This is a genomic window from Rathayibacter sp. AY1F9 (assembly GCF_002932155.1).
Classification (GTDB): Bacteria; Actinomycetota; Actinomycetes; order Actinomycetales; family Microbacteriaceae; genus Rathayibacter.
This window is the reverse complement of sequence record NZ_PSVA01000006.1, coordinates 126638-153483: the sequence shown is the minus strand read 5'-3', so window position 1 is coordinate 153483 and position 26846 is coordinate 126638. Positions and strand designations below refer to the sequence as shown.

Sequence of the window (26846 nt, the reverse complement as noted above, 5' to 3'; positions counted from 1 at the left end):
ACGTAGCCGGGGTTGGAGTCGGTGGGCTCCGGGGAGGCGGCGGGCGCGCCGGCCCCCGCTGCCGCCGCGCCCGCCGCCTCCCCGGAGCCCACCGACTCCAACCCCGGCTACGTCACCCCGCTCGTGCGCAAGCTCGCCGGCGAGAACGGCATCGACCTCTCCACCCTCACGGGAACCGGAGTCGGCGGCCGCATCCGCAAGCAGGACGTCCTCGACGCGGTCGAGGCCGCCAAGTCGGCTCCGGCCGCCCCGGTCTCGGCGCCCGCCGCCGCAGCCGCCAAGGCCGCGCGCACCCCGCTCGAGACGTCGCCCCTCCGCGGCACCACGCAGCCGATGTCTCGCCTGCGCAAGGTCCTCGCGCAGCGCGCCGTCGAGTCGATGCAGACGAGCGCCCAGCTCACCTCGGTCATCGAGGTCGACGTCACGGCGGTCGCCCGCTTCCGCGACTCGGTCAAGAAGAGCTTCCAGGAGAAGACCGGCGCCAAGCTGTCCTTCCTCCCGTTCTTCGCCCTCGCGGCGGCCGAGGCGCTCAAGGCCTACCCGGTGATCAACTCGACCCTCGACGGCGAGTCGATTGTCTACCCGGACCACGAGAACATCAGCATCGCTGTCGACACCGAGCGCGGCCTGCTGACCCCGGTCCTCAAGAACGCGTCCGAGCTGAACCTCGCGCAGATCGCCTCCACCATCGGAGACCTGGCCGAGCGCACCCGCAACAACAAGCTGAAGCCCGACGAGCTCGCCGGCGGCACCTTCACGCTGACCAACACCGGTTCGCGCGGGGCCCTGTTCGACACTCCCGTCGTGTTCCTGCCGCAGACCGCGATCCTCGGCACCGGCATCGTCACCAAGAAGCCGGCCGTCGTGCAGGTGGACGGTGCTGACGCCATCGCGATCCGCTCGACCGTCTTCCTCGCGCTCTCGTACGACCACCGCACGGTCGACGGAGCCGACGCGGCGCGCTTCCTGGTCGCGATCAAGGAGCGCCTCGAGGAGGGCTCGTTCGAGAACGACCTCGGCATCTGACACGCTCCCCCTGAGCGCGCCTCTCACGAGGTCGCTCCGGTGTAGACGTCGCGGATGAGCCAGCCGGCCTCCGTCCTGATGATCAGGACGGAGGCCGCTGTCGTCCCCGGGGCCGTCCGGAGGTGCACGACCGCCGATGCCCCGTTCACGTCGACGAGGACGGCCGACGCCTCCCCCGTCGCCGGGACAGCGGAGGCGGGGCCGTCCGCTGCGTCGCCGAGCGGCGAGTCCGCCGTGACCAGACCGCGGGCGCACTCCCGGTCCCCGCACGCGCGAACCGCGTCGATCAGCACCTCCGCCGCCTGCTCGGCGTCGAGTGAGGTCGCCGCGACCGGAGCCGGCGGTGCCGCGGTCGCCACCGCCGGCGGAGCCGACCGAGCCGGAACGGGCGCGGCTGCGGTCGACGCCTCCGCATCCTGCACCTGCCGATCGGGCCCGCCCGCGAGCGAACCGGCGAGCACCGCTCCCAGCACGATCGCCGTCCCGACCGAGAGCGGTCCCCGACGCCGGACGACGAACGCCCGGAGGCGGTCCTGCCAGCCGTCGAGCGGATGGACCCGCCGGTGCCGGGCAGTCGGAGCAGGCACCGCCTCCCGACCCCGTGCATCCGCGCCGGACGTCGGCAGCGCCCGCACCGCCTCGCCTATCCCCTGCGGATCCGCGAGTCCGTAGAGGTTGCCCTCCAGCGCCAGCAGGTCGCGGTGCCGCGCGAGGGCGGCGACCGGCAGCTCCGGGCAGAGCATCCCGAGGCGCTCCAGGACCCGCTGCAGCGCGTCGCGCGCCGCACGCGGGGTGTCGACGGCGGGCGTCGTCAGCAGCAGCAGGGGCCGACCCTTCTCCGTCAAGCCGATGTCGTCCGTCGTCGGAGCCAGCCATGCTCCCTCGAGCGCGGCCGAGCGGACCGCGCCCACCACGGGGGCGAGGAGGGTGACCGCGGCGCCGAGTCCGATCCCCCGCTCGACCCGCAGGAACCACTCGAGCGTGGCGACGACGGGAGGGGCGGTCGACACGATGCACCTCCTCGGAGACGACTCCACCCGGACGATGCTCTCGCGGTGGCGGTGCTCGGCGAGCCGAGCCACCGGCGACGCCTGCAGCGCCTCGGCCTCCCGCGGCCGCATCGTCCGCTCGGCCGACGGTGCGGCGTCCGGCGCAGGCGTCCACCGCCTCCCCGTCCGCGCTCCGCCGATCCTCCGGCCCTGGACCGTCCCGCTGCTCGTCATGAGGCGAGCCTGACCGCAGGCCGAGGCGGAGGACGCCCGCCGATCCCGATCGGTGGAGGGATCGGCGCACGTGCCCTCTGTGGAGGAGTCGGATCCGCGTCCGGGGTCCGCCGCCGCGCTCCCGCTCGGTATCCTTGACGTCATGGCACGCAGCACGGAACCGTCGACGAAGGCGGTCAAGGAACCCGGACGTCTCAAGCAGATGTGGCAGGTGTTCCAGATGACCCGCCGCTACGACAGCAGCGCCGTCTGGATCATCCTCCTCGCGCTCCTGCTCCCGATCCTGCTCGGCGTGCTCCTCGGCATCCTGCTCGGCAACGGCAACGGCTTCGTGATCGCGCTGTGGATCATCGTGGGCGTGATGGCCGGCCTGGTCGCCGGACTCGCCGTGCTCTCGCGCCGCGCCGAGCGCGCCGCCTACGGGCAGATCGCCGGGCAGCCCGGCGCGGTCGGCGCCGTCCTGCGCAGCGGACTGCGCGGCACCTGGACCGGCGGGGAGATGCCCGTCGCCGTCAACGGCAAGACCCAGGACGCCGTCTACCGCGCCGTCGGCCGCGGAGGCGTCGTGCTGATCGCGGAGGGCCCCGCCTCCCGGACCAAGCGCATGCTCGAGGACGAGCGGCGCAAGGTGTCGCGGATCCTGCCGAACGTCCCCGTCACCTTCGTGCACGTCGGCTCCGACGCCGATGCGACTCCGCTGCACAAGGTGCCGAGCCGCCTCTCGAAGACGAAGAAGGTCCTCACCAAGGCCGAGGTCCTCGCGGTGAAGAACCGGCTCTCCTCGCTCAACACGTCGCTGCCCATCCCGAAGGGCGTCGACCCCTTCAAGGTGCGCCCTCAGCGATCGCGCTGACGCACGACGCGACAGGCCGGTCGGGATCTCTCCCGGCTGGCCTGTCGCGTCTGCGGCGCGAGTCAGTAGCGGACGAGAACCGTCCCGGCCACCTTGTCGTGGAAGCCGCGCTGGTCCGAGTCCCAGACGAGCGCCGGCACCAGCACGGCCAGCAGCACAGAGCGCACGATCGGGCGCCACACGCCGACCCAGCCCCCGCCGAGACGGATGACGCGCATCCCGAGCAGGCGGTGCCCGATGCTGCCGCCGATGGTGGGGATGAAGACGACCTGCAGCAGGACGAACAGCAGCAGGCTCGCCCAGCGGTCGTAGTCGAAGAACGCGAGCGACAGCAGAGCGGCGACGGCGAAGTCGACGGCCAGGGCGGCGATGCGGCGGCCGGACCGTCCGACCGAGAGGCGGCCCTCTCGGGGGAGGCCGAGACGCTCCCCCGGGTACGAGCTCGGGGCGGCGTCGGCGAAGGTCCTGCGGTCGGCGGCTGGCATCCTCCGATCCTATCCGCGGCGTCTCGGAGCGGACCGAGGAGCGGGTGGTCCGGCAGACGACGTGGAGCCCGACCCCGGACCGGCCCCGTAACATGTCGGAAACAACAGGGACACGGTGGGGAAACCCCCCGTCACTACCCTGGAACGGCTGCGCTCTGCAGCACCCCGTCACGCCATTGGAGACCTTTGCATGTTTAAAGATTCTTCCGAGGTGCTCTCGTTCATCAAGGACACGGACGTCAAGTTCCTCGACATCCGGTTCACCGATCTCCCCGGTGTCCAGCAGCACTTCAACATCCCCGCCTCGACTGTCGATGAGGAGTTCTTCTCCGTCGGTCAGCTCTTCGACGGGTCCTCGATCCGCGGATTCGCGAACATCCACGAATCGGACATGCAGCTGATCCCTGACGTGACCACCGCCTACGTGGACCCGTTCCGCGTCGAGCGCACGCTGATCCTCGTCTTCGACATCTACAACCCGCGCAACGGCGAGATCTACTCCAAGGACCCGCGTCAGGTCGCGAAGAAGGCCGAGAAGTACCTCGCGTCGACCGGCATCGCCGACACCGCGTTCTTCGCCCCCGAGGCGGAGTTCTACATCTTCGACGACGTCCGCTACGAGATCACGCAGAACTCCGCGTTCCACTCCGTCGACTCGGTCGAGGGCGCCTGGAACTCGGGACGCGTCGAGGAGGGCGGCAACCTCGGCAACAAGACGCCCTACAAGGGCGGCTACTTCCCGGTGAGCCCCGTCGACAAGCAGGCCGACCTCCGCGACGACATCTGCCTCAAGCTGATCGACGCCGGCCTCATCCTCGAGCGCTCGCACCACGAGGTGGGCACCGGCGGCCAGGCCGAGATCAACTACCGCTTCGACACGATGGTCCACGCGGCGGACGACATCCTGAAGTTCAAGTACATCGTCAAGAACACGGCCGAGCAGTGGGGCAAGACCGCCACGTTCATGCCGAAGCCGCTCTTCGGCGACAACGGCTCGGGCATGCACACCCACCAGTCGCTGTGGAACGACGGCACGCCGCTCTTCTACGACGAGAACGGCTACGGCGGTCTCTCGGACCTCGCGCGCTGGTACATCGGCGGACTGCTCAAGCACGCCCCCGCCGTCCTCGCGTTCACGAACCCGACGGTCAACTCGTACCACCGCCTGATCCCGGGCTTCGAGGCGCCGGTCAACCTGGTCTACTCGGCCGGCAACCGCTCCGCGTCCATCCGCATCCCGATCACGGGCACGAACCCGAAGGCCAAGCGCATCGAGTTCCGTGCGCCCGACGCCTCCGGCAACCCGTACCTCGCGTTCGCCGCCCAGCTGATGGCGGGCCTCGACGGCATCAAGAACCGCATCGAGCCGCACGAGCCGGTCGACAAGGACCTCTACGAGCTGCCCCCCGAGGAGGCGAAGCTCATCCCGCAGGTCCCCGCGACCCTGGGCGAGGCGCTCGACGCCCTCGAGGCCGACCACGACTTCCTCCTCCAGGGCGGCGTGTTCACTCAGGAGCTCATCGACACCTGGATCGAGTACAAGCGCGAGAAGGAGATCAAGCCCCTCGCGCAGCGTCCTCACCCGTTCGAGTTCGAGCTGTACTACGGGGTCTGATCCCGCAGCACTGCCGAAGGGCCGTTCCTCCTCGGAGGGGCGGTCCTTCGCCGTCCGCGGCGCGCGGGCGTCAGCGGTAGGAGGGAGCGTCTCCCGCGGCCGGCCCGTAGAACAGGCGCTCGAAGACCGCGCGGGAGCGGCGGGTCACGCCGAGGTAGTCGTCCTCTAGTGCCGTCGCGGACCCGGCCGGATACTCGAGCAGGCGCGCGACGCCCTCGAGCTGCCGGCGGTCGGTCGGGAGGACGTCGCTGGTGCGGTTGCCCCAGAGCGTGGTGCCCGAGCGGACACGGGACGCGAGGATCCACGCGGCGCGCAGCCGATCCGCGTCCTGCGGGCCGATCATGCCCTCCTCCTCCGCGACCGCGAGGGCGGTGAGGGTCGAGGTCGTCCGGAGCGCCGGGGTCCGCCGCGCGTGCTGCAGCTGGAGGAGCTGCACCAGCCACTCGACGTCGCTCAGCGATCCGCGGCCGAGCTTGAGGTGACGGCGCGGGTCGGCGCCCTGCGGCAGACGCTCGCTCTCGACCCGTGCCTTGATCCGCTTCACCTCGCGGATGTCACGGTCGGAGACCGCTCCCGGGTAGCGGACCCCGTCGGCCAGCTCCTCGAAGTCCTCGATGAGCGCCTGGTCCCCCGCTACTCCCCGCGCCCGGAGCAGCGCCTGCGCCTCCCACGTCAGCGACCAGCGGGCGTAGTAGGCGCGGTAGGAGTCGAGGGAGCGCACGAGGGGCCCGTTCTTGCCCTCGGGCCGCAGGTCGGCGTCGAGGTCGAGTGGCAGGCGGGAGTCCTCCGTGAGCCGGACCAGCTCGGCGACGACGAACTGCGAGTAGAGCTGGGCCTGGTGCGGCTCGGCGGTGCCGGGTCGCTGGACGTACATCACGTCGGCGTCGGAGCCGAACCCCAGCTCCGCCCCTCCGTACCGGCCCATGCCGATGATCGCGAACTCCGCGTCGGCGCCGGGCCGGGTCGCACTGCCGCGCCGGATGGCGGCGAGCACGCCGCCCAGCAGTGCGCTGATGATGTCGGTGAGGCTGGTCGCGATCTCCTCGATCGAGCTGAGGCCGAGCACGCCACCCATGGCGGTCCGCAGCACCTCGCGCCGGCGCATCGAGCGGAGGACCGAGGCGACCGCGTCGGGCGTCTCGTGCCGGGCGAGCACGGCGCGCACCTCCTCGGCGAGCTGGGCGGCGCTGCGGGGGCGGAGGGCGTCGTCGTCCTCGAGCCAGGCCGCCGACTCCGGGATGCGGTCGAGCAGCTCGCCGACGAAGCGCGATCCGGAGAGCACCGTGGTGAGCCGCTTGGCGGCTCCGGACGAGTCGCGCAGCATCCGGAGGAACCAGGGCGTCCCGCCCAGTGCGTCGCTGAGGCGCCGGAACGCGAGCAGGCCGTAGTCGGGGTCCGGTCCGTCGGCGAACCACTGCAGCATCACCGGCACGAGGTGGCGCTGGATGCTCGCGCGGCGCGAGACGCCCGAGGTCATCGCGGCGATGTGACCGAGCGCCCCGCGGGCGTCCGCGAAGCCGATGGCGGCGAGGCGCGCCTCCGCCTGGCCGGTGGACAGCTCGGCACCGCCGTCGGAGAGCGCGGCGACCGCGGAGAGCAGCGGACGGTAGAACAGGCGCTCGTGCAGGCCCCGGACGCGGTGCTTGATCCCGTTCCAGACGCTCAGCAGCTCCTCCGCCGTGCGGGCGAGCCCGCTGGAGCGGGCGAGGGTCCGCAGCTCGTGCTCGTCCCGCGGCATCAGGTGCGTACGCCGAAGGCGCCGCAGCTGGAGGCGGTGCTCGAGCAGCCGGAGTGCCCGGTAGTCCTGCGCGAACTCCTCGGCGGCGGAGCGGCCGATGTACCCGCGGTCGGCGAGGGCGCCCAGGGCGAGGAGAGTCCCGGGCATGCGGATCTCGTCGTCGGTCTGCCCGTGGACGAGCTGAAGCAGCTGCACCGTGAACTCGATGTCGCGCAGGCCGCCGGGCCCGAGCTTGATCTGGTAGTGGACGTCGTTCTGCGGGATGTTCTCGGTGACCCGCTCCCGCATCCGCTGCACCGACTCGACGAAGTTCTCGCGGGAGGCGCTCGACCAGACCTTGGGCGCGACCGCGTCGACGTACGCCCGCCCCAGCTCCTGGTCGCCGGCGAGCGGACGCGCCTTGAGCAGCGCCTGGAACTCCCAGCTCTTCGCCCACCGGTCGTAGTAGGTGATGTGCGACTCGAGGGTGCGCACGAGCGCGCCCTGCTTGCCCTCCGGGCGCAGGTTCGGGTCGACCTCCCAGAGCTCCGGCTCCATCGCCAGCGCGGAGGTCCCGCGCATGAGGAGCACGGCGAGCCGGGTGGCGACGTCGATCGCACGGGCGTTCGTCAGCTCCTTCTCCGGGTCGCCCTCGGCGACGAAGATCACGTCGACGTCGCTGACGTAGTTGAGCTCGGACGCTCCTGCCTTGCCCATGCCGATGACGGCGAAGCGGGTGGCGGCGACCTCGTCCCGGCCGAAGCGGCCTGGGCCCGTGCCCTCGACCAGCTCGGTCCGCGCCACGGCGAGGGACGCCTCCAGCGCGGCTCCGGCGAGGTCGGCCAGCGCCCTCGTCACCCGGTCGATCGCCGCGACGGGGTCGGCTTGGCTCAGATCGTGGACGACGATCCTGGTGAGGAGGCGGCGGTACCGGACGCGCAGCGCCGTCCAGCCCGCCTCCTCCCGGAGCGACGAGAAGCCGTCGACGGCGCCGACCGACTCGAGCAGCTCGGCCTTCATCTCGGCGCGCCCGGGGAGCGTGCGCACCGGCTCGAGCACGCTGGCCAGCTCGTCGGGCCGGCGCTGGAGGAAGTCGGCGAGGCCGGAGGAGGCCCCCACCACCAGAAGCAGCCGGGTCAGTGCCTCGTCGTCGGCGAGGACCGCGTCCATGCGGTCGCGGTGCCGCCGCAGCAGGTCGATCAGAGCGAGCAGCGCCTCGTCCGGGTCCGCCACCCGGGCGAAGGAGGGCAGCACCGACTCGAGCTGCCGCCCGGCGAGCTCCTCCGCCTCGGCCAGCCGCGCCCCGGTCTCGCCGAGCGCGGCGAAGCCGAGGCGTGCGACATCGCGGAGGGAGCGTTCACGGGGCATGGCCGAGGCGTCAGAGCATCTCGAGATTGCTGCGCAGCTCGTACGGCGTGACCTGGGCGCGGTACTCGGCCCAATCCTTCCGCTTGTTGAGCAGCACGAAGTTGAACACCTGCTCGCCCAGCGTCTCGGCCACGAGCTCGGACTCCTCCATCAGCGAGATGGCGCGGTCGAGGCTGGCGGGCAGAGCGCCGTAGCCGAGCGCCCGGCGCTCCGCGTCCGAGAGGGCCCACACGTTGTCCTCGGCCTCGGCCGGGAGCTCGTAGCCCTCCTCGATGCCCTTGAGCCCGGCCGCCAGGAGCAGCGAGTACGCCAGGTAGGGGTTCGCCGCGGAGTCCAGCGCCCGGTACTCGATGCGCGACGACTGCCCCTTGTTGGGCTTGTAGAGCGGAACGCGCACGAGGGCGGACCGGTTGTTGTGGCCCCACGAGACGTAGCTGGGCGCCTCGTCGCCGCCCCAGAGCCGCTTGTAGGAGTTGACGAACTGGTTCGTCACGGCGGTGATCTCGGGGGCGTGCTTGAGCAGGCCCGCGATGAACTGACGGCCGAGCTTCGAGAGCTGGTACTGGGCGCCCTGCTCGTAGAACACGTTCACGTCGCCCTCGAAGAGCGAGAGATGCGTGTGCATGCCCGAGCCGGGGTGCCCGGAGAGCGGCTTCGGCATGAACGTCGCGTAGACGCCCTGCTCGATCGCCACCTCCTTGATCACGGTGCGGAAGGTCATGATGTTGTCGGCCGTGGTGAGCGCGTCCGCGTAGCGGAGGTCGATCTCGTTCTGGCCGGGGCCCGCCTCGTGGTGGCTGAACTCGACCGAGATGCCCAGATCCTCCAGCATGCGCACGGAGCGGCGGCGGAAGTCGTGCGCCGTGCCTCCGGGGACGTTGTCGAAGTACCCGGCGGAGTCGACCGGCTCCGGACCCTCGGCGCCGAAGGACGACGACTTGAGGAGGTAGAACTCGATCTCGGGGTGCGTGTAGAAGGTGAACCCGCGCTCGGCCGCCTTCGCCAGCGTGCGCTTGAGCACGTTGCGCGGGTCGGCGACGGCGGGCTGGCCGTCGGGCGTCGTGATGTCGCAGAACATCCGCGCCGTCGGGTCGATCTCTCCGCGCCACGGGAGGATCTGGAAGGTCGACGGGTCCGGATGCGCGAGGACGTCGGCCTCGAAGGAGCGGGTGAGGCCCTCGATGGCGGAGCCGTCGAAGCCGAGCCCCTCCGCGAACGCGCCCTCCACCTCGGCCGGCGCGATCGCGACCGACTTCAGCGTGCCGACGACGTCGGTGAACCAGAGGCGAACGAATTTGATCCCTCGCTCTTCAATGGTGCGAAGAACGAAGTCCCGTTGCTTGTCCATCCAGACCCCTCCTGTTTCGACCCTCAGGCTACTGCCTCCGACCGGGGCCCGCGGGGCGCCCGAGGCGCGCCGTAGACTGGCGCCCATGTCAGCGCAGCCCGTGAAACGCGTTCGAACCCGCCACTTCCAGAACGCGAAGGACTCCGGTGTCCGCATCACCGGGCTGACCAGCTACGACCAGCTCACGGCGAAGATCTTCGACGACGCCGGGATCGACTTCCTCCTCGTGGGCGACTCCGCCGGCAACACGGTGCTCGGCTACGACACCACTCTGCCCGTCACCGTCGACGAGCTCATCCCGCTGGCGCGTGCCGTCGCCGGAGCCGTCGAGCGCGCCTTCGTCGTCGCCGACATGCCCTTCGGCTCCTACGAGTCGGGTGCCGACGACGCGCTGCACACGGCGTTCCGCTTCATGAAGGAGACGCACGCGCACGCGGTGAAGCTCGAGGGCGGGGTCCGCTCCGCCGAGCAGATCCGGCGCATCGTCGAGGCGGGCATCCCCGTGATGGCGCACATCGGCTTCACGCCGCAGAGCGAGCACGGGCTCGGCGGCCACATGGTCCAGGGGCGCGGCGAGGGCATCGAGCAGCTGCTCGCCGACGCGCGAGCCGTCCAGGAGGCCGGGGCGTTCGCCGTCGTCCTCGAGATGGTGCCCGCGGACGCGGCACGTCAGGTGACGGAGGAGCTGCGCATCCCGACGATCGGAGTCGGAGCGGGACCGCACGTCGACGGACAGCTGCTCGTGTGGACGGATTTCGCCGGATTCACCACCGGCCGCATCCCCCGCTTCGTGAAGCAGTACGCGGATCTGCGCGGCGTGCTCACCGGAGCGGTCACCGCGTACCGGGACGACGTGGAGTCCGGCGCCTACCCCGGCGCCGAGCACAGCTACGAGTAGCCGCGGTCAGCGGTCCTCGGCGGCGTCCTCCTCGGCCCACTTGCGGCTGTTCTCGTGCAGCCGCTCGAGGGCGTGCTCCGCCTCCTCGCGAGAGGAGAAGGGTCCCACCCGGTCGACGGAGGGGGACACGAATCCCTGCTCCACCGTGCCGGCCTTGAGGTTGTACCACCAGGAGTTCGCGTCGCCGTCAGCCATGCCGCGATCCTACGCCGCAGCCCGCGTCGGTCCGCACCCCCGCCCTTCGCTAGCATGGCCGCTATGACTGCTGCGGCGACCGCCATCGGAATCGACATCGGGGGAACGGGCATCAAGGGGGCCTCGGTGGACCTGGCCGCGGGCACTCTGCTCAGCGACCGGATGAAGCTCGCCACTCCCCCGGGCGGCACGCCGAAGGACATCGTCGCCACCGTCCAGCAGATCCTCGAGAGGATCCCGGACCTGCCCTCGGACACCCCGGTCGGCATCTGCTTCCCCGCCGTCGTCGTCCACGGACGGACGATGTCGGCGGCGAACGTGTCGGACGAGTGGATCGGCCTCGAGGCCGAGAAGCTGTTCGAGGACGCGATCGGCCGGAACATCTTCTTCGTCAACGACGCCGATGCGGCGGGCTACGCCGAGTCGCGCTTCGGAGCGGCGAAGGACAAGGAGGGCCTGGTCATCATGACCACCCTCGGCACCGGCATCGGGACGGCGCAGATCCACGACGGGATCCTCATCCCCAACGCTGAGCTCGGCCACCTCGAGATCCACGGCGGCGACTACGAGAAGAAGGCCTCGTTCGCCGCCAAGGAGCGCGACGACCTCGACTACAAGCACTGGGCGAAGCGCCTGCAGCGCTACTACTCCCACCTCGAGGCGCTGCTCTGGCCCGATCTCTTCATCGTCGGCGGCGGCATCTCCAAGCACCACGACGAGTTCCTCCCGCTGCTCGACCTGCGCACCCCGATCATCCCGGCGGCGCTCCGCAACAACGCCGGCATCCTCGGCGCGGCCGCGCTCGCAGGACGGGGCTGAGTCTTTTTCCTCGGCGGTCCCCGCCCGCCGAGGCGCGGTCGGCCTCGGGAGGTGACGCGTTCCGGGGAGCGGGGTGCGGACGGCTACTACGAAACGCTGGCACGCGTTTCGCCGGTTCGCCTGGTGCGTGGCGCCATGGCGGACGGACGTGATCAGACTTTCAGGGTTCAGCGGTCGCGGTGAGCCAGGACGGGGGCGGGGGCACCTGGTCCTCGGCGGTCGATCCGCAGCGGCGTCTCAGGACCGTCCTCCGGGACCGTCGCCTGCCGGACGCCGTGCTGCGCCGCGCCGTCCGCAGGAGGCAGCGCGAGAGATGGACTGCGCCAGTCTTGACGAGTAGCCGCGCAAGGGTGTGTCGAGACCCCGGAACCGCCACGGCAGGCCGTCGCGCTGCCTGCGGGCGGGAGCGCGAGCTCGGCGACCGGCGGAGACGCGAGATGCCCCGCCGGGGCGGGGCATCTCGTGGCGAAGGGGTCGGCTGATACGCCGGGTTCTGTTCACGCCGCGCCTCTCGGCGGGCGCTGGACGGCCATCTCTCTCGGAGCCACGTCGCCGTGACCCTCCAGCGGTCTACCCGAGGACCCGACGAGCAGCCGCATCGTCCTCTGTCTGACCTTGCTCCGGGCGAGGTTTACCGAGCGGACCGGATCACTCCGGCCCCTGGTGGTCTCTTACACCACCGTTTCACCCTTACCGCCGGCCGGAGCCGACGGCGGTCTGTTCTCTGTGGCACTGTCTCGCGGGTCGCCCCGGGTGGGTGTTGCCCACCGCCCTGCTCTGCGGAGCCCGGACGTTCCTCGGCACCACGGCTCTCGCCGCGGTGACGCGACCGTCTTGCCGGCCCGTTCGCCCGTCCAGTGTACGGCTCAGGCGAGCGTGGACTCCTCGCCGCGCACCAGGATGCAGCCGCTGTCGGGGCAGAGGACGACCTCGTCCGGAGCGGAGGCGCGGATCCAGGAGAGGTCCGACTCGGTGAGGGCCACGCCGCTCCCCTCCGACACCTTCCCGCGGAGGAGGGCCGCGCCGACTCCGTAGCGGGCGCGCTGCTTCTCGTACAGCTCGACCAGGTCCTCCGGAAGGGTCGTCACCAGGTCGGCGCGGTCCCGGGCGAGCGCCTCCTGCTTGTCGCGGAGCTTCTCGGCCTGCGCGTCGCGCTCCTCGGCGAGGGTCCCGAGCGAGGCGACGACCTCGTCGCGCTCGGCCTGAGCCGCGGCGACCTCGGACTCGATGCCCTCGATCCGCTCCATCAGGGTCAGCTCGATGTCCTCGAGGTCTCCCCGTCGCTTCACGAGGGAGGTGATCTCGCTCTCGAGCGCGGCGATGTCCTTGGCCGCGGATGCGGTCTGCAGGCGGTCGCGATCGCGGGTGAGCCGCTTCTCGACCACGCTGACGTCGGACTCGATGCGCCCGAGCTCGGTGCGCACGTCCTCGAGGCGCCCTGTGCGCTCGGCGAGGGAGCGGCGGGTCTCGTTGTCGCGGGCCTGCATCGCCTGGATCCGCGCGATCTGCGGGAGCGTCGCGAGGGCGTGGCGCAGCTGCGCGCCCCTCGTGTCCAGACTCGCCAGAGTCAGGAGTTCGCGCTGGTGTGCGGGGCTGGCTTTCACGTGGCGGTCCTCGTTCCCGGCGCGCAGTACGGGCGCGCCGCGTCCATTCTCCCGTGCCCGCGGCAGGTCAGTGCACGATCGCGAAATCCCACGGGTCGGTGCGGGTCTCGCTCACCTCGACGGTGACCGTGGGCAGGGCGTCCCGCAGCGCGGTCGCGGCGACGTCGAGCCACAGCCACTCGCTCGCCCAGTGCGAGACGTCGATGAGGGCGGGGCCGGTGCCGTGCAGGGCCTTCTCGCGCGCCTCGGAGGCCGGGTGGTGCCGGAGGTCGGCGGTGATGAAGACGTCGCTCGTGCGGACGGCGGGGGCGTCCAGGAGGGAGTCCCCCGCTCCCCCGCAGAGCGACACGCGGCGCACGGGTGTCTCGTAGGCGCCCGCGACCCGCACTCCCCCCGCGGTGGCCGGCAGGAGCTCGGCCACGGCTCCGGCCAGGCGTCCGAGCGTCACCTCCTCGGGCAGATCGCCCACCCGGCCGAGCCCGACCGACGGGTCGGCGCCCGGGACGATCGGAGTCGTGCCGGTCAGGCCGAGGCGGGTCGCGATCACGTCCGAGACGCCGTCCGCGACGATGTCGGCGTTCGTGTGGGCCGAGATCAGTGCGCAGCCGCCCCGGACGAGGTCCGCGAGCAGGCGGCCCTTGTAGCCGTCCTCGGCGATCGAGGTGACGCCGCGCAGCAGCAGCGGGTGGTGCGCGACCAGGAGCTGGTATCCGCCGTCGACGGCCTCCGCGACGGTGTCGGAGACCACGTCGACCGTGAGCAGGATCCGCTCCACCGCGGCGTCGGGGTCGCCGGTGACCAGGCCGGGCGCGTCCCAGCTCTCGGCGGCCGCCTCGGGCCAGAGACGGTCGATGACGGCGTGGACGTCGCGCAGTGAGGGCATGCGTCCAGGGTAGGGCCGCTCAGGGCGGGTGGTCGGTCTCCACGGCGCGGATCCCGGCGTCGGCCGCCGCGTCCAAGTCGGCTCGCGGGTGGTCGTCCGACTCCAGCAGGAGGAGGGTGATGCCGCCGTACCGCTCGATCTCGATCAGGCCCGCGACTCCGGAGGCGGCGAGCACGTGGCCGCCGATCCCGCCGGTGGTGTCGACGACGTGCGTGTGCAGGCCGGCGACGCTGATCCCCTGGAACGGCTGCGGGCCGACGAAGCCCAGCAGCGTGCCCTCGACGCCGGTCAGCCGGACCTCGTGCTGGTCGCGCATCGCGTCCGCCAGGCGGCGGTAGGGCTCCGCCTGCGCGATCGGCCGGCGCAGGGTCGGCGTCTCCACCGCGCGCGCAGGCGGACGCCGACGAAGACGTCCGGACAGGGCACGAGCGAGCGCACCGCGGCCGGTCCGCCGAGCGGCGCGATCGGGAGCCGTCGCGGCGCACGGTCGGTGGTCCGTGCTTGCCTGGGGACCATGAACGAGTACCTCCCCTGGGCCGTCGCGGCCGCCCTGCTCCTGGCCCTTCTCATCACGGTCGTCGCCGGCCGCCGACGGCGCACTGCGGCGAGAGCGGCGGCGGAGCAGGCCGCGGAGGAGGCCTCGGAGGAGCACCAGCGCACGATCGCCGAGCGCGACCGGAGCCACGAGGCGGCGCTCAAGGCATTGACGCGCGCGCGCGACGCCGAGCGCGACCTCAGTCGGACCGAGCTCGAGACGGCGCAGGAGGAGGTCGAGCAGACCCGTGACGCGCTCGCCAGGACCTGGAGCAGCGAGGCCGTCTCGCACACCCTGATCCGGGAGGCGTGCGCCTCGGCGGGGCTGTCCGGCGTCCTCGCCACGAACGTCGTCTTCGTACCGGTCGAGGCGCGCACGACGCGCCGCTTCCTCGCGCAGATCGACCATCTGCTGCTCACCCGGCACGGCGCGCTCATCATCGAGGCCAAGTACTGGCAGGGGGTCGTCTTCGACGGCGTGCGACCCGGTACCGTCCACCCCTCCTACGGCGTCCTCCTCGACGAGGACGCCCTGCCCGAGGCCTTCGCGGTTCAGATCGCACCGGGGACGGTGTCGCGGTGGACGGTGCGCACGCATGTCGAGCAGCACGTCCCCGCCCGGCAGGTCCGGATCCAGGCCGCGAGACTCAAGGAGCACCTGGCCCTGAACGGTCTGCCCACGCCGTGGTTCGAGACGGCCGTGCTCTACAGCCACCCCGACGTCAGGACGTACGCGCCCGGATGGCAGGGCACGGGAGCGGCACGGACGAGGATCCTGACGGGAGTCGACGAGCTGACGGACGCTCTGGCCGATCTCGCACGGCGCCCGGGCACCACGATCGGGGAGGACGCCTGGGGCGAGCTCTCCGGATTCCTCGCCGGATGCGGCGGCCATGTGGAGCCGGTCGGGCCGACCCGTGCGTGACCAGCAGGGGGACCCGGTGGCCGGACGGGCACGGTCATGGCTGGCCGCGCCGGCCTGAGCCGGACAGGACGGCGCCGGACAGGACGACGCCGGACCCTGTAACGCCGGGAACGACAAAGGTCCGCACTCCCGGAGGAGTGCGGACCTGTTCGGTGGATCCGAGGGGATTCGAACCCCTGACCCCCTGCATGCCATGCAGGTGCGCTACCAGCTGCGCCACGGACCCATGTTCTGTTCTGTCTTGCTTCGTGCTGTCCTGCGCTGTCTCCGCCCGGCGGAAGCAACTCGAATAAACTACAACACGATTCGCGTGAAGTGAAATCGAGCGCTGTCGCCGGGCGTGTTCGTCAGTTCGAGGACGTCGACGAGTCGACGGCGACAGGCTGCTCGAGGGTGAACGGCACCGTTGGGCAGTCCTTCCAGAGGCGCTCGAGCGAGTAGTACATGCGGTCCTCCTCGTGGAAGACGTGCACGACGAGGTCGCCGAAGTCGAGGAGGATCCAGCGGCCCTCCGCACGGCCCTCGCGGCGCAGCAGCTTGGCGCCGGAGTCGTTCAGGCGGTCCTCCACCTCGTTCGCGATCGCGACCACGTTGCGCTCGGAGCGGCCGGTGGCGAGGAGGAAGATGTCGACCAGCGGCAGCGGACCCGAGACGTCGAGGGCGACGAGGTCCTCACCGCCCTTGGAGTCGGCGGCGGTGGCCGCGAGCTGGAGCAGGGCGCGGGCGGAATCGGTCGCAGTCATGAAGCCTTCAGTGTCGGTGGTGGAGATCAGAAGATGTTGAGCACGAAGCCGCCGATGAACAGCGCGATCGCGCCGACCAGCAGGACGGCCGCGGTGATCGCGAGGACCACCGGGACGCTCACGCCGGCGCGCTTCTGCGGCGCGATCATCGAGGTGCCGGCGGCGTGCGTGGAGACGGCGCTGGACGCCCGGACCGGCTCGGACTCGCCGGCGGGCTGCTCGCGGTCGATGCGGTCGACATAGCGGTCCACATCGGGCGAGTCGTAGAGGTTCGGGTGCTGGCCCGTGGAGCCGAGGCTGCGCGGGAGGTCGAACGAGCCGGTGACGAGGATCTCCCCCGTGTCCGTGCCGACGGTCGCGCCGGGGCCCGTGGTCGGCAGGATCAGCGCGTTGGTGGTGGTGACGGCACCGGTGGCGGCGACTCCGCTCGCGATGAGGGAGTCGAACGAGGCGTCCACCTCCTCCTTCGACTTGCTGTCGAGCTCCTCGGTGATGGCGAGGTGCTCGATCGGCGGCTCGAAGCTCCCGGTGATCTCGGTGGCCTTCTCGTCGGCGATGTCGAGGGATCCGCCCACCGACGCGAAGAGCGCGGTGTTCAGGTGCGGCTGCTCGGGCTGCTCGCCGGCCGTCGGCTGCTCGTCGTCCGCGTCCCGCTCGTCGGAGGCGTCCGCGGACGGCGTCTCGTCGTCGGAGGAGGAGCTCTCGATCTCGGCCTCGTGCACCTCGGCCGCGTCGGCCTCGTCGGCGTCCGCGGTCGCATCGGTGGCGGACTCGTCCGCCTCCTCCTCGGACGCCTCGGGGGCGTCCTCGGTGACGACGTCCTCGTCGCCCTCCGGCTCCTGCTCCGCTGCGCCCTCGGGCACCGGCTCCGCATCACGGGACTCGTCGGCCGCCTCGATCACGGGGACCGCCCCGGTCGGCGGGAGCGCCGAGGCGCGCTCGAGGGCGCCCTCGACGTAGTCGGAGCGCTCGTCGTCGGACCGCTCCTCGTCGGCGGGCGGCTCCGCCTCCGGTGCGGCGGCGACCTTCTCCGCCTGCTGCTGCGCCAGCAGTGCGCGCAGCTCCCGACGGGTCAGCTGGCGGCCCGTGGCGTTCTCGGTGGCGACGATCTCCATCGAGGAGGTGCGCAGGTCGGGCTCGCTCGCGGGGCTCGGCTCGACGGGAGTGATCCGCAGGGCCTGGGTGGGGGTCAGCACCGGCATGTCGCCGGCGGTGGTGGCGGTCGCGGTGGCAGCTCGGCGGGACGTCGTCGGAACGGCGGCGGTCGTGGCCGCACCGGCCTCGCGCCTCTCGCGCTCGCGGATCTCGCGCCGGGTGAGCGGCTTCTCCTCGGGCTGAACTGTCATGACGTGCTCCGATACAGGTGGTGCTTCGAGATGTACTGGACGACACCGTCGGGAACCAGGTACCAGACCGGATGACCCCGGTTGACGCGGCTCCGACAGTCGGTCGAGGAGATCGCCAGTGCCGGAATCTCCAACAAGGATACGTCCTGGGCCGGCAATCCCGAAACGTTGAGGACGTGCCCCGGCCGGCTGACGGCGACGAAGTGGGCCAGCTCCCACAGCTCGTCGTAGTCCTTCCAGCTCAGGATCTGAGCGACCGCGTCCGCGCCGGTGATGAAGAACAGCTCGGCGTCGGGGTGCGCGGCGTGGATGTCCCGCAGGGTGTCGATCGTGTAGGTCGTGCCGATCCGGTCCACGTCGACGCGGCTGACGGTGAAGCGCGGGTTCGACGCCGTCGCGATCACCGTCATCAGGTACCGGTGCTCGGCGGAGGTCACCGTCTTCTTGTGCCACGGCTGGCCGGTGGGCACGAAGACGACCTCGTCCAGGTCGAACGACTGGGCCACCTCGGAGGCGGCGACCAGGTGACCGTGGTGGATCGGGTCGAAGGTGCCGCCCATCACGCCGATGCGCGGACGCCGCGGGCCTCCGCTCGCGGCGGACGTCACGATCGCTGGGCTCCCCGCCTAGTGTCCGTGACCGTGCTGGTCGTGGGAGCCGGCGCCGGTCTTGTGCGAGTGGCGGTTCGCCACGTCGCGGTAGCTCCAGGTGACGAAGCCGAGGGCCGTGAAGGCGACGGCGGCAATCAGGCCGAAGACGATCGGGGGGAACGGCAGCTCCGTGTGGGCCGCTGCTTCGGCGAGGACGGTCGTCGCGAGGGACATGCAGTGCTCCTTGGAGGTCGTGGTCGCCCCGGCGGGGCTCCGACGAGTCTACCCGGACGCCGCTCGACGGCGGATCGCCGGTCCGGGCGCTAGGCGCGGACCTGTCCCGCGCCGCGCAGCAGCCACTTCGTGCTGGTCAGCTCGGGAAGGCCCATGGGGCCCCGAGCGTGCAGCTTCTGCGTCGAGATGCCGACCTCGGCGCCGAACCCGAACTCCCCGCCGTCGGTGAAGCGGGTGGAGGCGTTGACCATCACGACCGCGGAGTCGACCTCGGCGAGGAAGCGCTCGGCGCTCCGGAGGTCGTTCGTCACGATCGACTCGGTGTGGTGGGTGGAGTACCGGTCGATGTGGGCCATCGCGGCGTCGAGGTCGTCGACGATAGCGACGGCGACGTCGAGCGAGTAGTACTCCGCGGACCAGTCCTCATCGGTGGCGGGCACCGCGTCGGGCCAGAGCGCCGCGACGCGCTCGTCGCCGTGCACGGTCACTCCCGCTTCCGCGAGCCGGCCGAGCACGGGCGGGAGGAGGCGCTCGGCGGCGTCGCGGTGGACGAGGAGGGTCTCGAGGGCGTTGCAGGTGCTCGGACGCTGCACCTTGGCGTTGTGGACGATGTCCACGGCCCACTGCTCGTCGGCACTGGCGTCGAGGAAGACGTGGACGACTCCGGCGCCCGTCTCGATGACGGGGACCGTCGACTCCGTCACGACCGACTCGATGAGGCCGGCGCTCCCCCGCGGCACCAGGACGTCGACGTAGCCGCGCGCTCGCATGAGGGCCTTCGCGCCCTCGCGGCCGTGGTCGTCGACCGTCTGCACCAGCTCGGCGGGCAGGCCGACGGAGGCGACGGCCTCCTGCAGCAGCTCCACCAGGACGCGGTTCGTGTTCTCCGCGGCCGTGCCTCCACGCAGGATCACGGCGTTCCCGCTCTTGAGGGCGAGCGCCGCGATGTCGATGGTGACGTTCGGGCGCGCCTCGTAGATCGCTCCGACGACGCCGAACGGGACCCGCACCTGGGTGAGGGAGGCGCCGTTGGGCAGGTTCGATCCCCGCACCGTCTGCCCGACCGGATCGGTGAGCCCGACGACCGCGACGACGGCGTCGGCGAGGGACCCCAGGCGCGCCGCATCGAGGCGGAGGCGGTCCTGCAGGCCCGCGCTCATCCCGCTCTCGCGACCCCGCTGGAGGTCGAGCTCGTTCGCCGGGACGACGCGCGCGGCGCTCGAGCGCACCGCGTCGGCGATGGCGAGCAGAGCCCGGTTCTTGAGGTCGGTGGTCGCACTGCGGAGGGAGCGCGACGCGGCACGGGAAGCGGCGAACCGCTCGGTCAGCGCACTGCTGTCGGGGGTCGTCTGCGGCATCCGGCCAGTGTAGAGGCAGACGACCCCGGCGGCGGGAGTCAGCTCTCCTCGCCGGCCTCCGTGCCGTCGCCCTCGTCGGCGACGCGCCAGACGCCGCCCTGGCGCTCGCGCTCGAGCTCCGCGCGGGCCTCGGCCTTGGCGTCCATCCGCTCGAAGTAGTCCTCGCGACGCTCGTTGCGGGTCTTGCGCCGGTTGTCCTCGAGGCGGAGGTCCGTTCCGCGGGGCGCGGTGATGAGCTCGGCCGTCGAGGTGAGGGTCGGTTCCCAGTCGAAGACGACGCCGTCGCCGGGGCCGATGACGACGGTGGAGCCGGCGACCGCTCCAGCCGAGAACAGGCCGTTCTCGACTCCGAGCTTGGCCAGGCGGTCGGCGAGGAAGCCGACGGCCTCGTCGTTCGTGAAGTCGGTCTGCGCGACCCAGCGCACGGGCTTGGTGCCCAGGACCCGGTACACGTTGCCGTACGAGCCGCCCTCGACCCGGATCTCGAAGTCCTTCTCGTCCACGGCGCGGGGGCGGATGGTGATGCGCTCCACCCGCGGCACGGCGGCGAGCTCGAGGCGGTGCTTCTCGACGATCTCGGCGAGGGCGAACGTCAGCTGGCGGAGTCCCGAGTGGCTGACCGTCGAGATCTCGAACACGCGGTAGCCGCGGCCCTCGAGGTCGGCCCGGACGAAGTCGGCCAGCTCCTGGGCCTCGGGCACGTCGACCTTGTTGAGCGCGATCAGCTGCGGCCGCTCGATCAGCGGCACCTGTCCGTCGCCGACGGGGTACGCCGCCAGCTCCCCGAGGATGATGTCGAGGTCGGTCAGCGGGTCGCGGCCGGGCTCGAGCGTGGCGCAGTCGAGCACGTGGACGAGCGCGGTGCAGCGCTCGACGTGGCGGAGGAACTCCAGACCCAGGCCCTTGCCCTCGCTCGCGCCCTCGATGAGACCGGGCACGTCGGCGACGGTGAAGCGCGATTCCCCCGCCTGCACGACGCCGAGGTTGGGCGCGAGGGTCGTGAACGGGTAGTCCGCGATCTTCGGCTTGGCCGCCGAGATCGCCGCGACGAGGCTCGACTTGCCCGCCGAGGGGAATCCGACGAGCGCGACGTCCGCGACGGTCTTCAGCTCGAGGACGACGTCGCCCTCCCAGCCCGGCGTGCCGAGCAGCGCGAAGCCGGGCGCCTTGCGCTTCGTGGTGGCGAGCGAGGCGTTGCCGAGCCCGCCCTGCCCGCCCGGAGCGATGACGAACCGGAGGCCGGGCTCGTCCATGTCGATCAGCTGGTCGCCGTCCGGCGACTTGACGACCGTGCCGACCGGGACGGGGAGCTCCATGAGCTCGCCGTTCCCGCCCGCGCGGTGGTCGCCCATGCCGGGACCGCCGTTCTCGGAGCTGCGGTGCGGGTGGCGGTGGTAGGCGAGCAGCGTCGTCGTCTGCGGGTCGGCGACGAGGACGATGTCGCCCCCGTGCCCGCCGTTGCCGCCGTCGGGGCCGGCGAGCGGCTTGAACTTCTCGCGACGGACGGAGACGCAGCCGTTGCCGCCGTGGCCGGCACGCAGATGCAGCGTGACGTTGTCGACGAAGGTGACCATGGTGTGAATCCGTCCGTGAGTGCGTGCGGCGCCGGGATGCCGGCGCCGGGGGGCTGTGCCCCGGTAAACGCGCAAGGGGCGAGCCGAAGCCCGCCCCTTGCGTCCTGTGCCTGTGCGGCCGAGGAGGTCGACCCTACTGGGCGGCCGCCACGATGTTGACGACCTTGCGGCCGCCCTTGCTGCCGAACTCGACAGCGCCCGCCGAGAGGGCGAACAGGGTGTCGTCGCCACCGCGTCCGACGTTCGCGCCGGGGTGGAAGTGGGTGCCGCGCTGGCGGACGATGATCTCGCCCGCGTTCACGACCTGGCCGCCGAAGCGCTTGACGCCGAGACGCTGCGCGTTCGAGTCGCGACCGTTGCGAGTGGAGCTCGCGCCCTTCTTGTGTGCCATTTCTCATCTCCTCGAGACCGGGGGGCCGTAGCCCCGTGCTGTTGCCCTGCAGGGCGATGGCTCGCTCCGCAGGTCAGCTCAATTCCTTTGCAGGACTACTTGATGCCAGTGACCTTGACGCGCGTGAGGTCCTGACGGTGCCCCTGGCGCTTCTTGTAACCGGTCTTGTTCTTGAACTTCTGGATGATGATCTTCGGACCACGGAGGTCCTCGAGCACCTCGGCGGTGACGGTGACGCCCGCGAGGGTCGCCGCGTCCGAGGTGATCGACTCACCGTCGACGAGCAGCACGGCAGGAAGCTGCACGGTGCCGTTCTCGTCGGCCTTGACGCGGTCCATCGTCACGATGGTGCCGACCTCGACCTTCTCCTGCCGACCGCCGGCGCGCACAACTGCGTAAACCACTTCTCGTACCTGTTTCTCGTCTGGACGGAGCGGAGGCCTCGTCCGGGGCTTGTAGGGACGGGGCTGAGCCCCGGTCTTCCGGTTCGTACCCGTCTCCTCACGACACGAGGGAACCGGCACCGCGGCCCGCGCCCCGTGAGGGGCGGAGCGACAACGGAAATCTGCGTGAGCACATGGATCGCGCCACACCAACGGTCAAGAGTACGGGATCCGCGCTCCACGGTCAAACGCACACGACTGCGAAGCCGTGTCCACCCGACCGGCGACCCCGTCACGATAGTCGAGGAGGAGGCACGTGGACGGACGGCGCGCCGCCTACGATCGGGGAATGGCCATCCTCGTCGACGCCGCGCGCTGGCCGGCGCACGGCCGGCTGTGGGCGCACCTCGTGAGCGACGTCTCGCTCGAGGAGCTCCACGACTTCGCGCGCCGTCTCGGCGTGCCCGAGCGCGGCTTCGACCTGGACCACTACGACGTGCCCGACGAGCGGATCGACGAGCTCGTCGCCGCGGGCGCGGTCCCCGTCGGCGCGCGGGAGCTGGTCGAGCGGCTGAGGCGGAGCGGGCTCCGCGTCCGCGGGCGCGACCGGGACGCCGAGAGGGCCCGGCGCCGGCTCTCGCCGGGCACCGGGCCCTCCTGACACCGGGTCGCGCTACTGGTCGGCGCGGCGCGGGGTCTGCTCGGGGATGACCGCGACTCCGGTGAGCGCGGCCGTCGTGACGCGACGGCTCTTCGCACGGCCCTGGCCGGGCTGCTTCGGGGCCGGCAGAGCGTCGAGCACGGAGTCGAGCAGGTGCTCGGCGACCTCGCTGCGGACGCGGCGCGGAGGCGTGACCGGCGCGATCGGGATGTCGAGGATCGGCGCGGCAGCGGCCGGCTCGATCTCCTTCTCGACCGGGGTCTCAACGGGAGCCGGCTCGACGGTCGCCGTCTCGGCGGCCTCCTGGCGCGGCTCGCGGTCGCGGCTGCGACGACGGCGCTCGCCCCGGGCGGGACGCTCGCCGCGACGGCTCGGCGCGGACGGCTGCTCCTCGGGTGCCGTGGCGGACTCCTCCGGCGCCATGGCCTCGACGGTCTCGGCGGCGTCCTCGACCAGCGCGGCCGCCTCCTCCGCCGCCTGGCGCACGGCCTGGGGGTGGATGGTGCTGGCGGCGATCTGCGCGAGCGCGTTCTTCGCGTCGTCCGTGATGGCGTGGGTGCTGACCGGCTTGGTCGCCGGCGCGCCCTGCCCGTTCTGCCCGCCGTTCGAGCGCCCGGAGGCGGCGGGCTGCTGCTCGCCGCCCTTGCCCCGGCGGCGCTGCTCCTGCTGCGGAGCGGCGGTCGACCGGTGCTTGAGCACGGGGTCGTGGTGGACGATGACGCCGCGTCCGGCGCAGATCTCGCAGTTCTCGCTGAAGGTCTCGAGCAGTCCCAGGCCCAGCTTCTTGCGGGTCATCTGCACGAGGCCGAGCGAGGTGACCTCGGCGACCTGGTGCTTCGTCCGGTCGCGGCTCAGGCACTCGACCAGGCGGCGGAGCACGAGGTCGCGGTTGGACTCGAGCACCATGTCGATGAAGTCGACGACGATGATGCCGCCGATGTCGCGCAGGCGCAGCTGGCGGACGATCTCCTCGGCCGCCTCCAGGTTGTTCTTCGTGACCGTCTCCTCGAGGTTCCCGCCCGAGCCGACGAACTTGCCGGTGTTGACGTCGACCACCGTCATCGCCTCGGTGCGGTCGATCACGAGCGAGCCGCCGCTGGGCAGCCACACCTTGCGCTCCAGCGCCTTCTCGATCTGCTCCGTGATGCGGAACTCGTCGAACGCGTCCTTCTCACCCGTGTAGACCTCGACGCGCTCGAGCAGATCGGGTGCGACCTGACTGAGGTAGAGCTCGATGGTCTCGCGGGCGTCGTCGCCGGCGATGACCATCTTCTCGAAGTCCTCGTTGAAGACGTCGCGGACGATCTTGATCAGCAGGTCCGGCTCGCTGTGCAGGAGAGCGGGAGCCTGCCCGGTCGCGGCCTTCGCGCTGAGAGCCGTCCACTGCGCGGTCAGGCGCTCGACGTCGACGGTCAGCTGCTCCTCCGTGGCGCCCTCGGCCGCGGTCCGGACGATGACGCCCACGTTCTCGGGCAGCACCTCCTTGAGGATCTTCTTCAGGCGGGCGCGCTCGGTGTCCGGGAGCTTCCGCGAGATGCCGTTCATCGAGCCGTTGGGCACGTAGACGAGGTAGCGGCCGGGGAGCGAGATCTGGCTCGTGAGACGGGCGCCCTTGTGGCCGACGGGGTCCTTCGTGACCTGGACGAGGACCCGGTCGCCGGGCTTGAGCGCGAGCTCGATCCGGCGGGGGCCCCCGGCGTTGTTCGCGGCGTCCCAGTCGACCTCGCCGGAGTAGAGCACGGCGTTGCGCCCGCGTCCGATGTCGACGAAGGCGGCCTCCATGCTCGGGAGGACGTTCTGCACGCGGCCGAGGTAGACGTTGCCGATGAGCGACGCCTCCTGCGAGCGGGCGACGTAGTGCTCGGCGAGGACGCCGTCCTCGAGCACGCCGATGCGGATGCTGTCCTCCTTGGAGCGGACGACCATGACGCGGTCGACGGCCTCCCGGCGGGCGAGGAACTCGGACTCGGTGACGACCGTGCGGCGCCGGCCGGCGTCGCGGCCGTCGCGGCGGCGCTGCTTCTTGGCCTCGAGGCGGGTCGAGCCCTTGATGCGCTGCGGCTCGGTGATGAGCTCGGGCTCGCGGGCCTCGCGCTGCTCGCGCGGCTGGCGGACCCGGACGACGGTGTTCTCGGGGTCGTCGGAGCCGGACCTCTCGCTCTCGCCGCTGCGGCGGCGCGAGCGGCGGCGGACGGAGCCCTGCTCCTCGGCCGGGCTCTCGCGCTCCTCCTGGACGCCCAGCGGCGCACCGCGGGGAGGCAGCGGAGCCAGCTCGACGTAGTCGGGCAGGACCGGCGCCTGGAACAGCAGCGACGGGCTCGGCAGTGCGGGCCGTCGCGGCTCCTCCTGGTCGGCGCCCGGGGTCTGCGGGAGGGCGTTGAAGAACACCGCGCCCGTCGACGTCGACGGCTCGGCCGCCTCCGCGGCGCTCCCGGTCTCGGGCAGCTCGGTGCCCTCGGCTCCGGTCTGGTCGGTCTCGTTGCTGTCGATGATCGTCTCCCCTGTCGCTGGCGCGCTCGACTCGGTCCGCCGGCTCGCCCGGCGGCCACCGAAGAGGCGGCTGATCTTCCTGGCCCCGCTGCGGGGCCCGTCGCGGTCCGGATCGGATCCGCTCGTACTGTTGTCTTCCACCATTCCTGGTGCACTCCTCGGCCGGGTCGTCCGCCGCGTCGTCTTCCCGGATGCTTCTCTCGTGCGAGGGGCCTCGGCCCGCCGCGAATCCTTCCGCTCCCCCGGTCCCGTCGCGCTCGTGGCGCGGGACTCCGGTTGCAGCTGCACTCTCGGAACTGACTATCCGACACGCGCTCCTCCGCGGTGCGACCTGCGGTCGACTCCCGGCGGAGCGGAGATCCGGCGCGTCCATTCGCGGAACGCTGTCGATCTCCTGTGGCCCGGTGCTCGCCCGGTAAACCTTCTTCGCGTCGATGCGGGGTCCCCCGGACCGACGGCTCCGATTATCGCACGCATTCCCAGAGGCGCCGATCCGGCGCGTGCCATAATCCCCCGGTGTCCAGCGATCCCGGGGTGCGCGACGCCCCCATGCAGCAGCGCCCCGTCCTCTTCGCCGTCCTGCTGATCGTCCTCGGCGTGATCGGCTGGACCGCCGCCTTCGCCCTCACGAACGACAAGTTCGCCGCTCTCGAGAACCCCGATGCGGGCCTCGGCTGCGACTTCAGCCTGCTCGTGCAGTGCAGTGCGAACCTGAACTCGGCGCAGGGCGCGGTCTTCGGCTTCCCGAACCCCCTCATCGGCCTGGCGGCCTGGATCGCGCCGATCGTGGTGGGGCTGGGCCTGCTCGCGGGCGCCCGGTTCGACCGGTGGTTCTGGGCGGCCTTCAACGTCGGCTTCCTGCTGGCCCTGGTGTTCGTGGGCTGGCTCATCGCGACGAGCGTCTTCGCGCTCGGAACGCTCTGCCCCTGGTGCATGGTCACCTGGGCCGTCGTCATCCCGGGCTTCTGGCTGGTGACGCTCCGCAACCTCCGTGAGGGCGTGTTCCCCGTCCGCGCCGGGGTGCGCCGCTTCGCCGGTGCCGCCTACGGCTGGGTCCCGTTCATCACGCTGCTCTGCTACCTGCTGATCGCGGTGATCGCGCAGGTGAGGCTGAACGTGCTCGCCTACCTCTGACGGACGTCGTCAGAGGCAGGCGGCCGAGCGGCTCAGGCGAACCAGAGGCCGAGCTCGCGCGCGGCCGACTCCTCGGAGTCGGACCCGTGCACGAGGTTCTGCTGGACCTTGAGGCCCCAGTCGCGGCCGAGGTCGCCGCGGATGGTGCCGGGAGCGGCCGTGGTCGGGTCGGTGGTGCCGGCGAGGGCGCGGAAGCCCTCGATCACGCGGTCGCCCGCGATGCGCAGGGCGATGATCGGGCCGCTCTCCATGAACTCGACGAGCGGCTCGTAGAAGGGCTTGCCCTCGTGCTCGGCGTAGTGGGCGGCGAGCAGCTCGCGGTCGGCCTCGACGAGCTTCACGTCGACGAGGGAGTAGCCCTTCGCCTCGATGCGGCGGAGGATCTCGCCGGTGAGGTTGCGGGCGACGCCGTCGGGCTTGACGAGGACGAGGGTCTCCTGGGTGGCCAT

26 protein-coding genes, 1 tRNA gene, 1 other RNA gene and 1 pseudogene are annotated in these 26846 nt (G+C 71.6%); 9 read left to right on the top strand and 20 right to left on the bottom strand.

Translation table 11 applies throughout. The annotated features are described in order from the left end of the window. Window positions 1-36 precede the first annotated feature (36 nt). Window positions 37-1026 (top strand): annotated as a pseudogene (gene sucB / locus C5C37_RS06415) (2-oxoglutarate dehydrogenase, E2 component, dihydrolipoamide succinyltransferase); the annotation flags it as partial. A gap of 23 nt (window positions 1027-1049) precedes the next feature. Here sucB and C5C37_RS06410 read toward each other — a convergent pair. After that, window positions 1050-2036: a hypothetical protein gene (locus C5C37_RS06410; RefSeq protein ID WP_104338663.1), complete on the bottom strand. Its 987-nt coding sequence runs from the start codon at window positions 2034-2036 to the stop codon at window positions 1050-1052. A gap of 1 nt (window position 2037) precedes the next feature. Between C5C37_RS06410 and C5C37_RS06405 the strand changes: the two genes are divergently transcribed. Together C5C37_RS06405 and C5C37_RS06400 are read left to right on the top strand one after the other, a co-directional pair. Beyond that, window positions 2038-2262 (top strand): hypothetical protein, encoded by a 225-nt coding sequence (locus tag C5C37_RS06405; protein ID WP_146083008.1) that lies wholly within the window; start codon window positions 2038-2040, stop codon window positions 2260-2262. A gap of 129 nt (window positions 2263-2391) precedes the next feature. Then, complete coding sequence (locus tag C5C37_RS06400) at window positions 2392-3102, top strand: DUF4191 domain-containing protein (protein ID WP_104223728.1); 711 nt, start codon at window positions 2392-2394, stop codon at window positions 3100-3102. Between the two features lie 62 nt (window positions 3103-3164). Here the strand turns inward: C5C37_RS06400 and C5C37_RS06395 are convergent, their stop codons facing one another. Further along, window positions 3165-3587: an RDD family protein gene (locus tag C5C37_RS06395; protein WP_104223667.1), complete on the bottom strand. Its 423-nt coding sequence runs from the start codon at window positions 3585-3587 to the stop codon at window positions 3165-3167. A gap of 190 nt (window positions 3588-3777) precedes the next feature. Here C5C37_RS06395 and glnA point away from each other — a divergent pair, with 190 nt between their 5' ends. Next, window positions 3778-5202, top strand: coding sequence for a type I glutamate--ammonia ligase (glnA, locus tag C5C37_RS06390; RefSeq protein ID WP_104223668.1), 1425 nt, complete (start codon window positions 3778-3780; stop codon window positions 5200-5202). 70 nt (window positions 5203-5272) lie between these two features. Here the strand turns inward: glnA and C5C37_RS06385 are convergent, their stop codons facing one another. Together C5C37_RS06385 and C5C37_RS06380 are read right to left on the bottom strand one after the other, a co-directional pair. Then, the gene (locus C5C37_RS06385) at window positions 5273-8287 is read right to left on the bottom strand and encodes a bifunctional [glutamine synthetase] adenylyltransferase/[glutamine synthetase]-adenylyl-L-tyrosine phosphorylase (RefSeq protein WP_104335685.1); all 3015 of its coding nucleotides are present in this window, start codon (window positions 8285-8287) and stop codon (window positions 5273-5275) included. 10 nt (window positions 8288-8297) lie between these two features. Further along, window positions 8298-9635, bottom strand: coding sequence for a glutamine synthetase family protein (locus C5C37_RS06380; RefSeq protein WP_068253236.1), 1338 nt, complete (start codon window positions 9633-9635; stop codon window positions 8298-8300). An 85-nt stretch (window positions 9636-9720) separates the two neighbouring features. Between C5C37_RS06380 and panB the strand changes: the two genes are divergently transcribed. Continuing rightward, window positions 9721-10533 carry a 3-methyl-2-oxobutanoate hydroxymethyltransferase gene (gene panB, locus C5C37_RS06375; protein ID WP_104226711.1) on the top strand — a complete coding sequence of 271 codons (813 nt, stop codon included), beginning with the start codon at window positions 9721-9723 and terminating at the stop codon, window positions 10531-10533. 6 nt (window positions 10534-10539) lie between these two features. Here the strand turns inward: panB and C5C37_RS06370 are convergent, their stop codons facing one another. Beyond that, window positions 10540-10728: an SPOR domain-containing protein gene (locus tag C5C37_RS06370; RefSeq protein ID WP_104223671.1), complete on the bottom strand. Its 189-nt coding sequence runs from the start codon at window positions 10726-10728 to the stop codon at window positions 10540-10542. 63 nt (window positions 10729-10791) lie between these two features. On the opposite strand from C5C37_RS06370, the gene ppgK reads away from it, so the two are divergent. Next, window positions 10792-11547: a polyphosphate--glucose phosphotransferase gene (ppgK, locus tag C5C37_RS06365; protein WP_104267216.1), complete on the top strand. Its 756-nt coding sequence runs from the start codon at window positions 10792-10794 to the stop codon at window positions 11545-11547. 466 nt (window positions 11548-12013) lie between these two features. On the opposite strand, the gene rnpB is transcribed toward ppgK, so the two are convergent. The 4 genes from rnpB to C5C37_RS17425 all read right to left on the bottom strand — a co-directional run bounded on the left by rnpB (window position 12014) and on the right by C5C37_RS17425 (window position 14416). Then, window positions 12014-12392: RNase P RNA component class A (rnpB, locus tag C5C37_RS06360), an RNA gene on the bottom strand. A 21-nt stretch (window positions 12393-12413) separates the two neighbouring features. Then, entirely contained in the window at window positions 12414-13151 is a 738-nt protein-coding gene (locus tag C5C37_RS06355; RefSeq protein ID WP_104226713.1) for a zinc ribbon domain-containing protein, read from the bottom strand. A 67-nt stretch (window positions 13152-13218) separates the two neighbouring features. After that, window positions 13219-14034 carry a Nif3-like dinuclear metal center hexameric protein gene (locus C5C37_RS06350; RefSeq protein WP_104288255.1) on the bottom strand — a complete coding sequence of 272 codons (816 nt, stop codon included), beginning with the start codon at window positions 14032-14034 and terminating at the stop codon, window positions 13219-13221. A gap of 19 nt (window positions 14035-14053) precedes the next feature. Further along, window positions 14054-14416 carry an acetolactate decarboxylase gene (locus tag C5C37_RS17425; RefSeq protein ID WP_181127382.1) on the bottom strand — a complete coding sequence of 121 codons (363 nt, stop codon included), beginning with the start codon at window positions 14414-14416 and terminating at the stop codon, window positions 14054-14056. 132 nt (window positions 14417-14548) lie between these two features. On the opposite strand from C5C37_RS17425, the gene C5C37_RS06345 reads away from it, so the two are divergent. Next, window positions 14549-15493, top strand: coding sequence for a nuclease-related domain-containing protein (locus C5C37_RS06345; RefSeq protein ID WP_146084321.1), 945 nt, complete (start codon window positions 14549-14551; stop codon window positions 15491-15493). A gap of 153 nt (window positions 15494-15646) precedes the next feature. Here C5C37_RS06345 and C5C37_RS06340 read toward each other — a convergent pair. The 9 genes from C5C37_RS06340 to rplU all read right to left on the bottom strand — a co-directional run bounded on the left by C5C37_RS06340 (window position 15647) and on the right by rplU (window position 22133). Then, window positions 15647-15719 (bottom strand) — tRNA-Ala (locus tag C5C37_RS06340). A gap of 121 nt (window positions 15720-15840) precedes the next feature. Continuing rightward, entirely contained in the window at window positions 15841-16236 is a 396-nt protein-coding gene (gene rsfS, locus C5C37_RS06335; protein WP_104223676.1) for a ribosome silencing factor, read from the bottom strand. A 26-nt stretch (window positions 16237-16262) separates the two neighbouring features. Continuing rightward, window positions 16263-17582 (bottom strand): hypothetical protein, encoded by a 1320-nt coding sequence (locus tag C5C37_RS06330; RefSeq protein WP_104338661.1) that lies wholly within the window; start codon window positions 17580-17582, stop codon window positions 16263-16265. Then, on the bottom strand, window positions 17579-18190 hold the full coding sequence (gene nadD / locus C5C37_RS06325) for a nicotinate-nucleotide adenylyltransferase (protein ID WP_104223678.1): 612 nt from the start codon (window positions 18188-18190) through the stop codon (window positions 17579-17581). The genes C5C37_RS06330 and nadD overlap by 4 nt, the downstream gene beginning before the upstream one ends. Before the next feature lie 18 nt (window positions 18191-18208). Further along, complete coding sequence (locus tag C5C37_RS06320) at window positions 18209-18406, bottom strand: hypothetical protein (protein WP_104223679.1); 198 nt, start codon at window positions 18404-18406, stop codon at window positions 18209-18211. A gap of 89 nt (window positions 18407-18495) precedes the next feature. Continuing rightward, entirely contained in the window at window positions 18496-19764 is a 1269-nt protein-coding gene (locus tag C5C37_RS06315; protein WP_104288252.1) for a glutamate-5-semialdehyde dehydrogenase, read from the bottom strand. A gap of 38 nt (window positions 19765-19802) precedes the next feature. After that, window positions 19803-21338, bottom strand: a complete 1536-nt coding sequence (obgE, locus tag C5C37_RS06310) for a GTPase ObgE (protein ID WP_104223681.1) — start codon at window positions 21336-21338, stop codon at window positions 19803-19805. Between the two features lie 133 nt (window positions 21339-21471). After that, window positions 21472-21729: a 50S ribosomal protein L27 gene (gene rpmA / locus C5C37_RS06305; RefSeq protein ID WP_068209107.1), complete on the bottom strand. Its 258-nt coding sequence runs from the start codon at window positions 21727-21729 to the stop codon at window positions 21472-21474. A gap of 95 nt (window positions 21730-21824) precedes the next feature. After that, window positions 21825-22133 (bottom strand): 50S ribosomal protein L21, encoded by a 309-nt coding sequence (gene rplU / locus C5C37_RS06300; protein ID WP_104223682.1) that lies wholly within the window; start codon window positions 22131-22133, stop codon window positions 21825-21827. 328 nt (window positions 22134-22461) lie between these two features. Here rplU and C5C37_RS06295 point away from each other — a divergent pair, with 328 nt between their 5' ends. Further along, window positions 22462-22773, top strand: a complete 312-nt coding sequence (locus C5C37_RS06295; protein ID WP_104254915.1) for a DUF4031 domain-containing protein — start codon at window positions 22462-22464, stop codon at window positions 22771-22773. Window positions 22774-22785: 12 nt separating this feature from the next. Here the strand turns inward: C5C37_RS06295 and C5C37_RS06290 are convergent, their stop codons facing one another. Further along, the gene (locus tag C5C37_RS06290) at window positions 22786-25407 is read right to left on the bottom strand and encodes an Rne/Rng family ribonuclease (protein WP_104338660.1); all 2622 of its coding nucleotides are present in this window, start codon (window positions 25405-25407) and stop codon (window positions 22786-22788) included. Between the two features lie 405 nt (window positions 25408-25812). On the opposite strand from C5C37_RS06290, the gene C5C37_RS06285 reads away from it, so the two are divergent. Continuing rightward, window positions 25813-26397, top strand: coding sequence for a vitamin K epoxide reductase family protein (locus C5C37_RS06285; protein ID WP_104338671.1), 585 nt, complete (start codon window positions 25813-25815; stop codon window positions 26395-26397). 32 nt (window positions 26398-26429) lie between these two features. Here C5C37_RS06285 and ndk read toward each other — a convergent pair whose 3' ends face one another. After that, window positions 26430-26846, bottom strand: a complete 417-nt coding sequence (gene ndk, locus C5C37_RS06280; RefSeq protein WP_104267223.1) for a nucleoside-diphosphate kinase — start codon at window positions 26844-26846, stop codon at window positions 26430-26432.

Excerpts from the sequence above, each read along its gene's own strand:
- C5C37_RS06405 (WP_146083008.1), top strand. The coding sequence starts at position 2,038 with ATGCACCTCCTCGGAGACGACTCCACCCGGACGATGCTCTCGCGGTGG.
- C5C37_RS06400 (WP_104223728.1), top strand. The coding sequence starts at position 2,392 with ATGGCACGCAGCACGGAACCGTCGACGAAGGCGGTCAAGGAACCCGGA.
- C5C37_RS06395 (WP_104223667.1), bottom strand. The coding sequence starts at position 3,587 with ATGCCAGCCGCCGACCGCAGGACCTTCGCCGACGCCGCCCCGAGCTCG.
- glnA (WP_104223668.1), top strand. The coding sequence starts at position 3,778 with ATGTTTAAAGATTCTTCCGAGGTGCTCTCGTTCATCAAGGACACGGAC.
- C5C37_RS06385 (WP_104335685.1), bottom strand. The coding sequence starts at position 8,287 with ATGCCCCGTGAACGCTCCCTCCGCGATGTCGCACGCCTCGGCTTCGCC.
- C5C37_RS06380 (WP_068253236.1), bottom strand. The coding sequence starts at position 9,635 with ATGGACAAGCAACGGGACTTCGTTCTTCGCACCATTGAAGAGCGAGGG.
- panB (WP_104226711.1), top strand. The coding sequence starts at position 9,721 with ATGTCAGCGCAGCCCGTGAAACGCGTTCGAACCCGCCACTTCCAGAAC.
- C5C37_RS06370 (WP_104223671.1), bottom strand. The coding sequence starts at position 10,728 with ATGGCTGACGGCGACGCGAACTCCTGGTGGTACAACCTCAAGGCCGGC.
- ppgK (WP_104267216.1), top strand. The coding sequence starts at position 10,792 with ATGACTGCTGCGGCGACCGCCATCGGAATCGACATCGGGGGAACGGGC.
- C5C37_RS06350 (WP_104288255.1), bottom strand. The coding sequence starts at position 14,034 with ATGCCCTCACTGCGCGACGTCCACGCCGTCATCGACCGTCTCTGGCCC.
- C5C37_RS06345 (WP_146084321.1), top strand. The coding sequence starts at position 14,549 with ATGAACGAGTACCTCCCCTGGGCCGTCGCGGCCGCCCTGCTCCTGGCC.
- rsfS (WP_104223676.1), bottom strand. The coding sequence starts at position 16,236 with ATGACTGCGACCGATTCCGCCCGCGCCCTGCTCCAGCTCGCGGCCACC.
- C5C37_RS06330 (WP_104338661.1), bottom strand. The coding sequence starts at position 17,582 with ATGACAGTTCAGCCCGAGGAGAAGCCGCTCACCCGGCGCGAGATCCGC.
- C5C37_RS06320 (WP_104223679.1), bottom strand. The coding sequence starts at position 18,406 with ATGTCCCTCGCGACGACCGTCCTCGCCGAAGCAGCGGCCCACACGGAG.
- C5C37_RS06315 (WP_104288252.1), bottom strand. The coding sequence starts at position 19,764 with ATGCCGCAGACGACCCCCGACAGCAGTGCGCTGACCGAGCGGTTCGCC.
- obgE (WP_104223681.1), bottom strand. The coding sequence starts at position 21,338 with ATGGTCACCTTCGTCGACAACGTCACGCTGCATCTGCGTGCCGGCCAC.
- rpmA (WP_068209107.1), bottom strand. The coding sequence starts at position 21,729 with ATGGCACACAAGAAGGGCGCGAGCTCCACTCGCAACGGTCGCGACTCG.
- C5C37_RS06295 (WP_104254915.1), top strand. The coding sequence starts at position 22,462 with ATGGCCATCCTCGTCGACGCCGCGCGCTGGCCGGCGCACGGCCGGCTG.
- C5C37_RS06290 (WP_104338660.1), bottom strand. The coding sequence starts at position 25,407 with ATGGTGGAAGACAACAGTACGAGCGGATCCGATCCGGACCGCGACGGG.
- C5C37_RS06285 (WP_104338671.1), top strand. The coding sequence starts at position 25,813 with ATGCAGCAGCGCCCCGTCCTCTTCGCCGTCCTGCTGATCGTCCTCGGC.
- ndk (WP_104267223.1), bottom strand. The coding sequence starts at position 26,846 with ATGGCCACCCAGGAGACCCTCGTCCTCGTCAAGCCCGACGGCGTCGCC.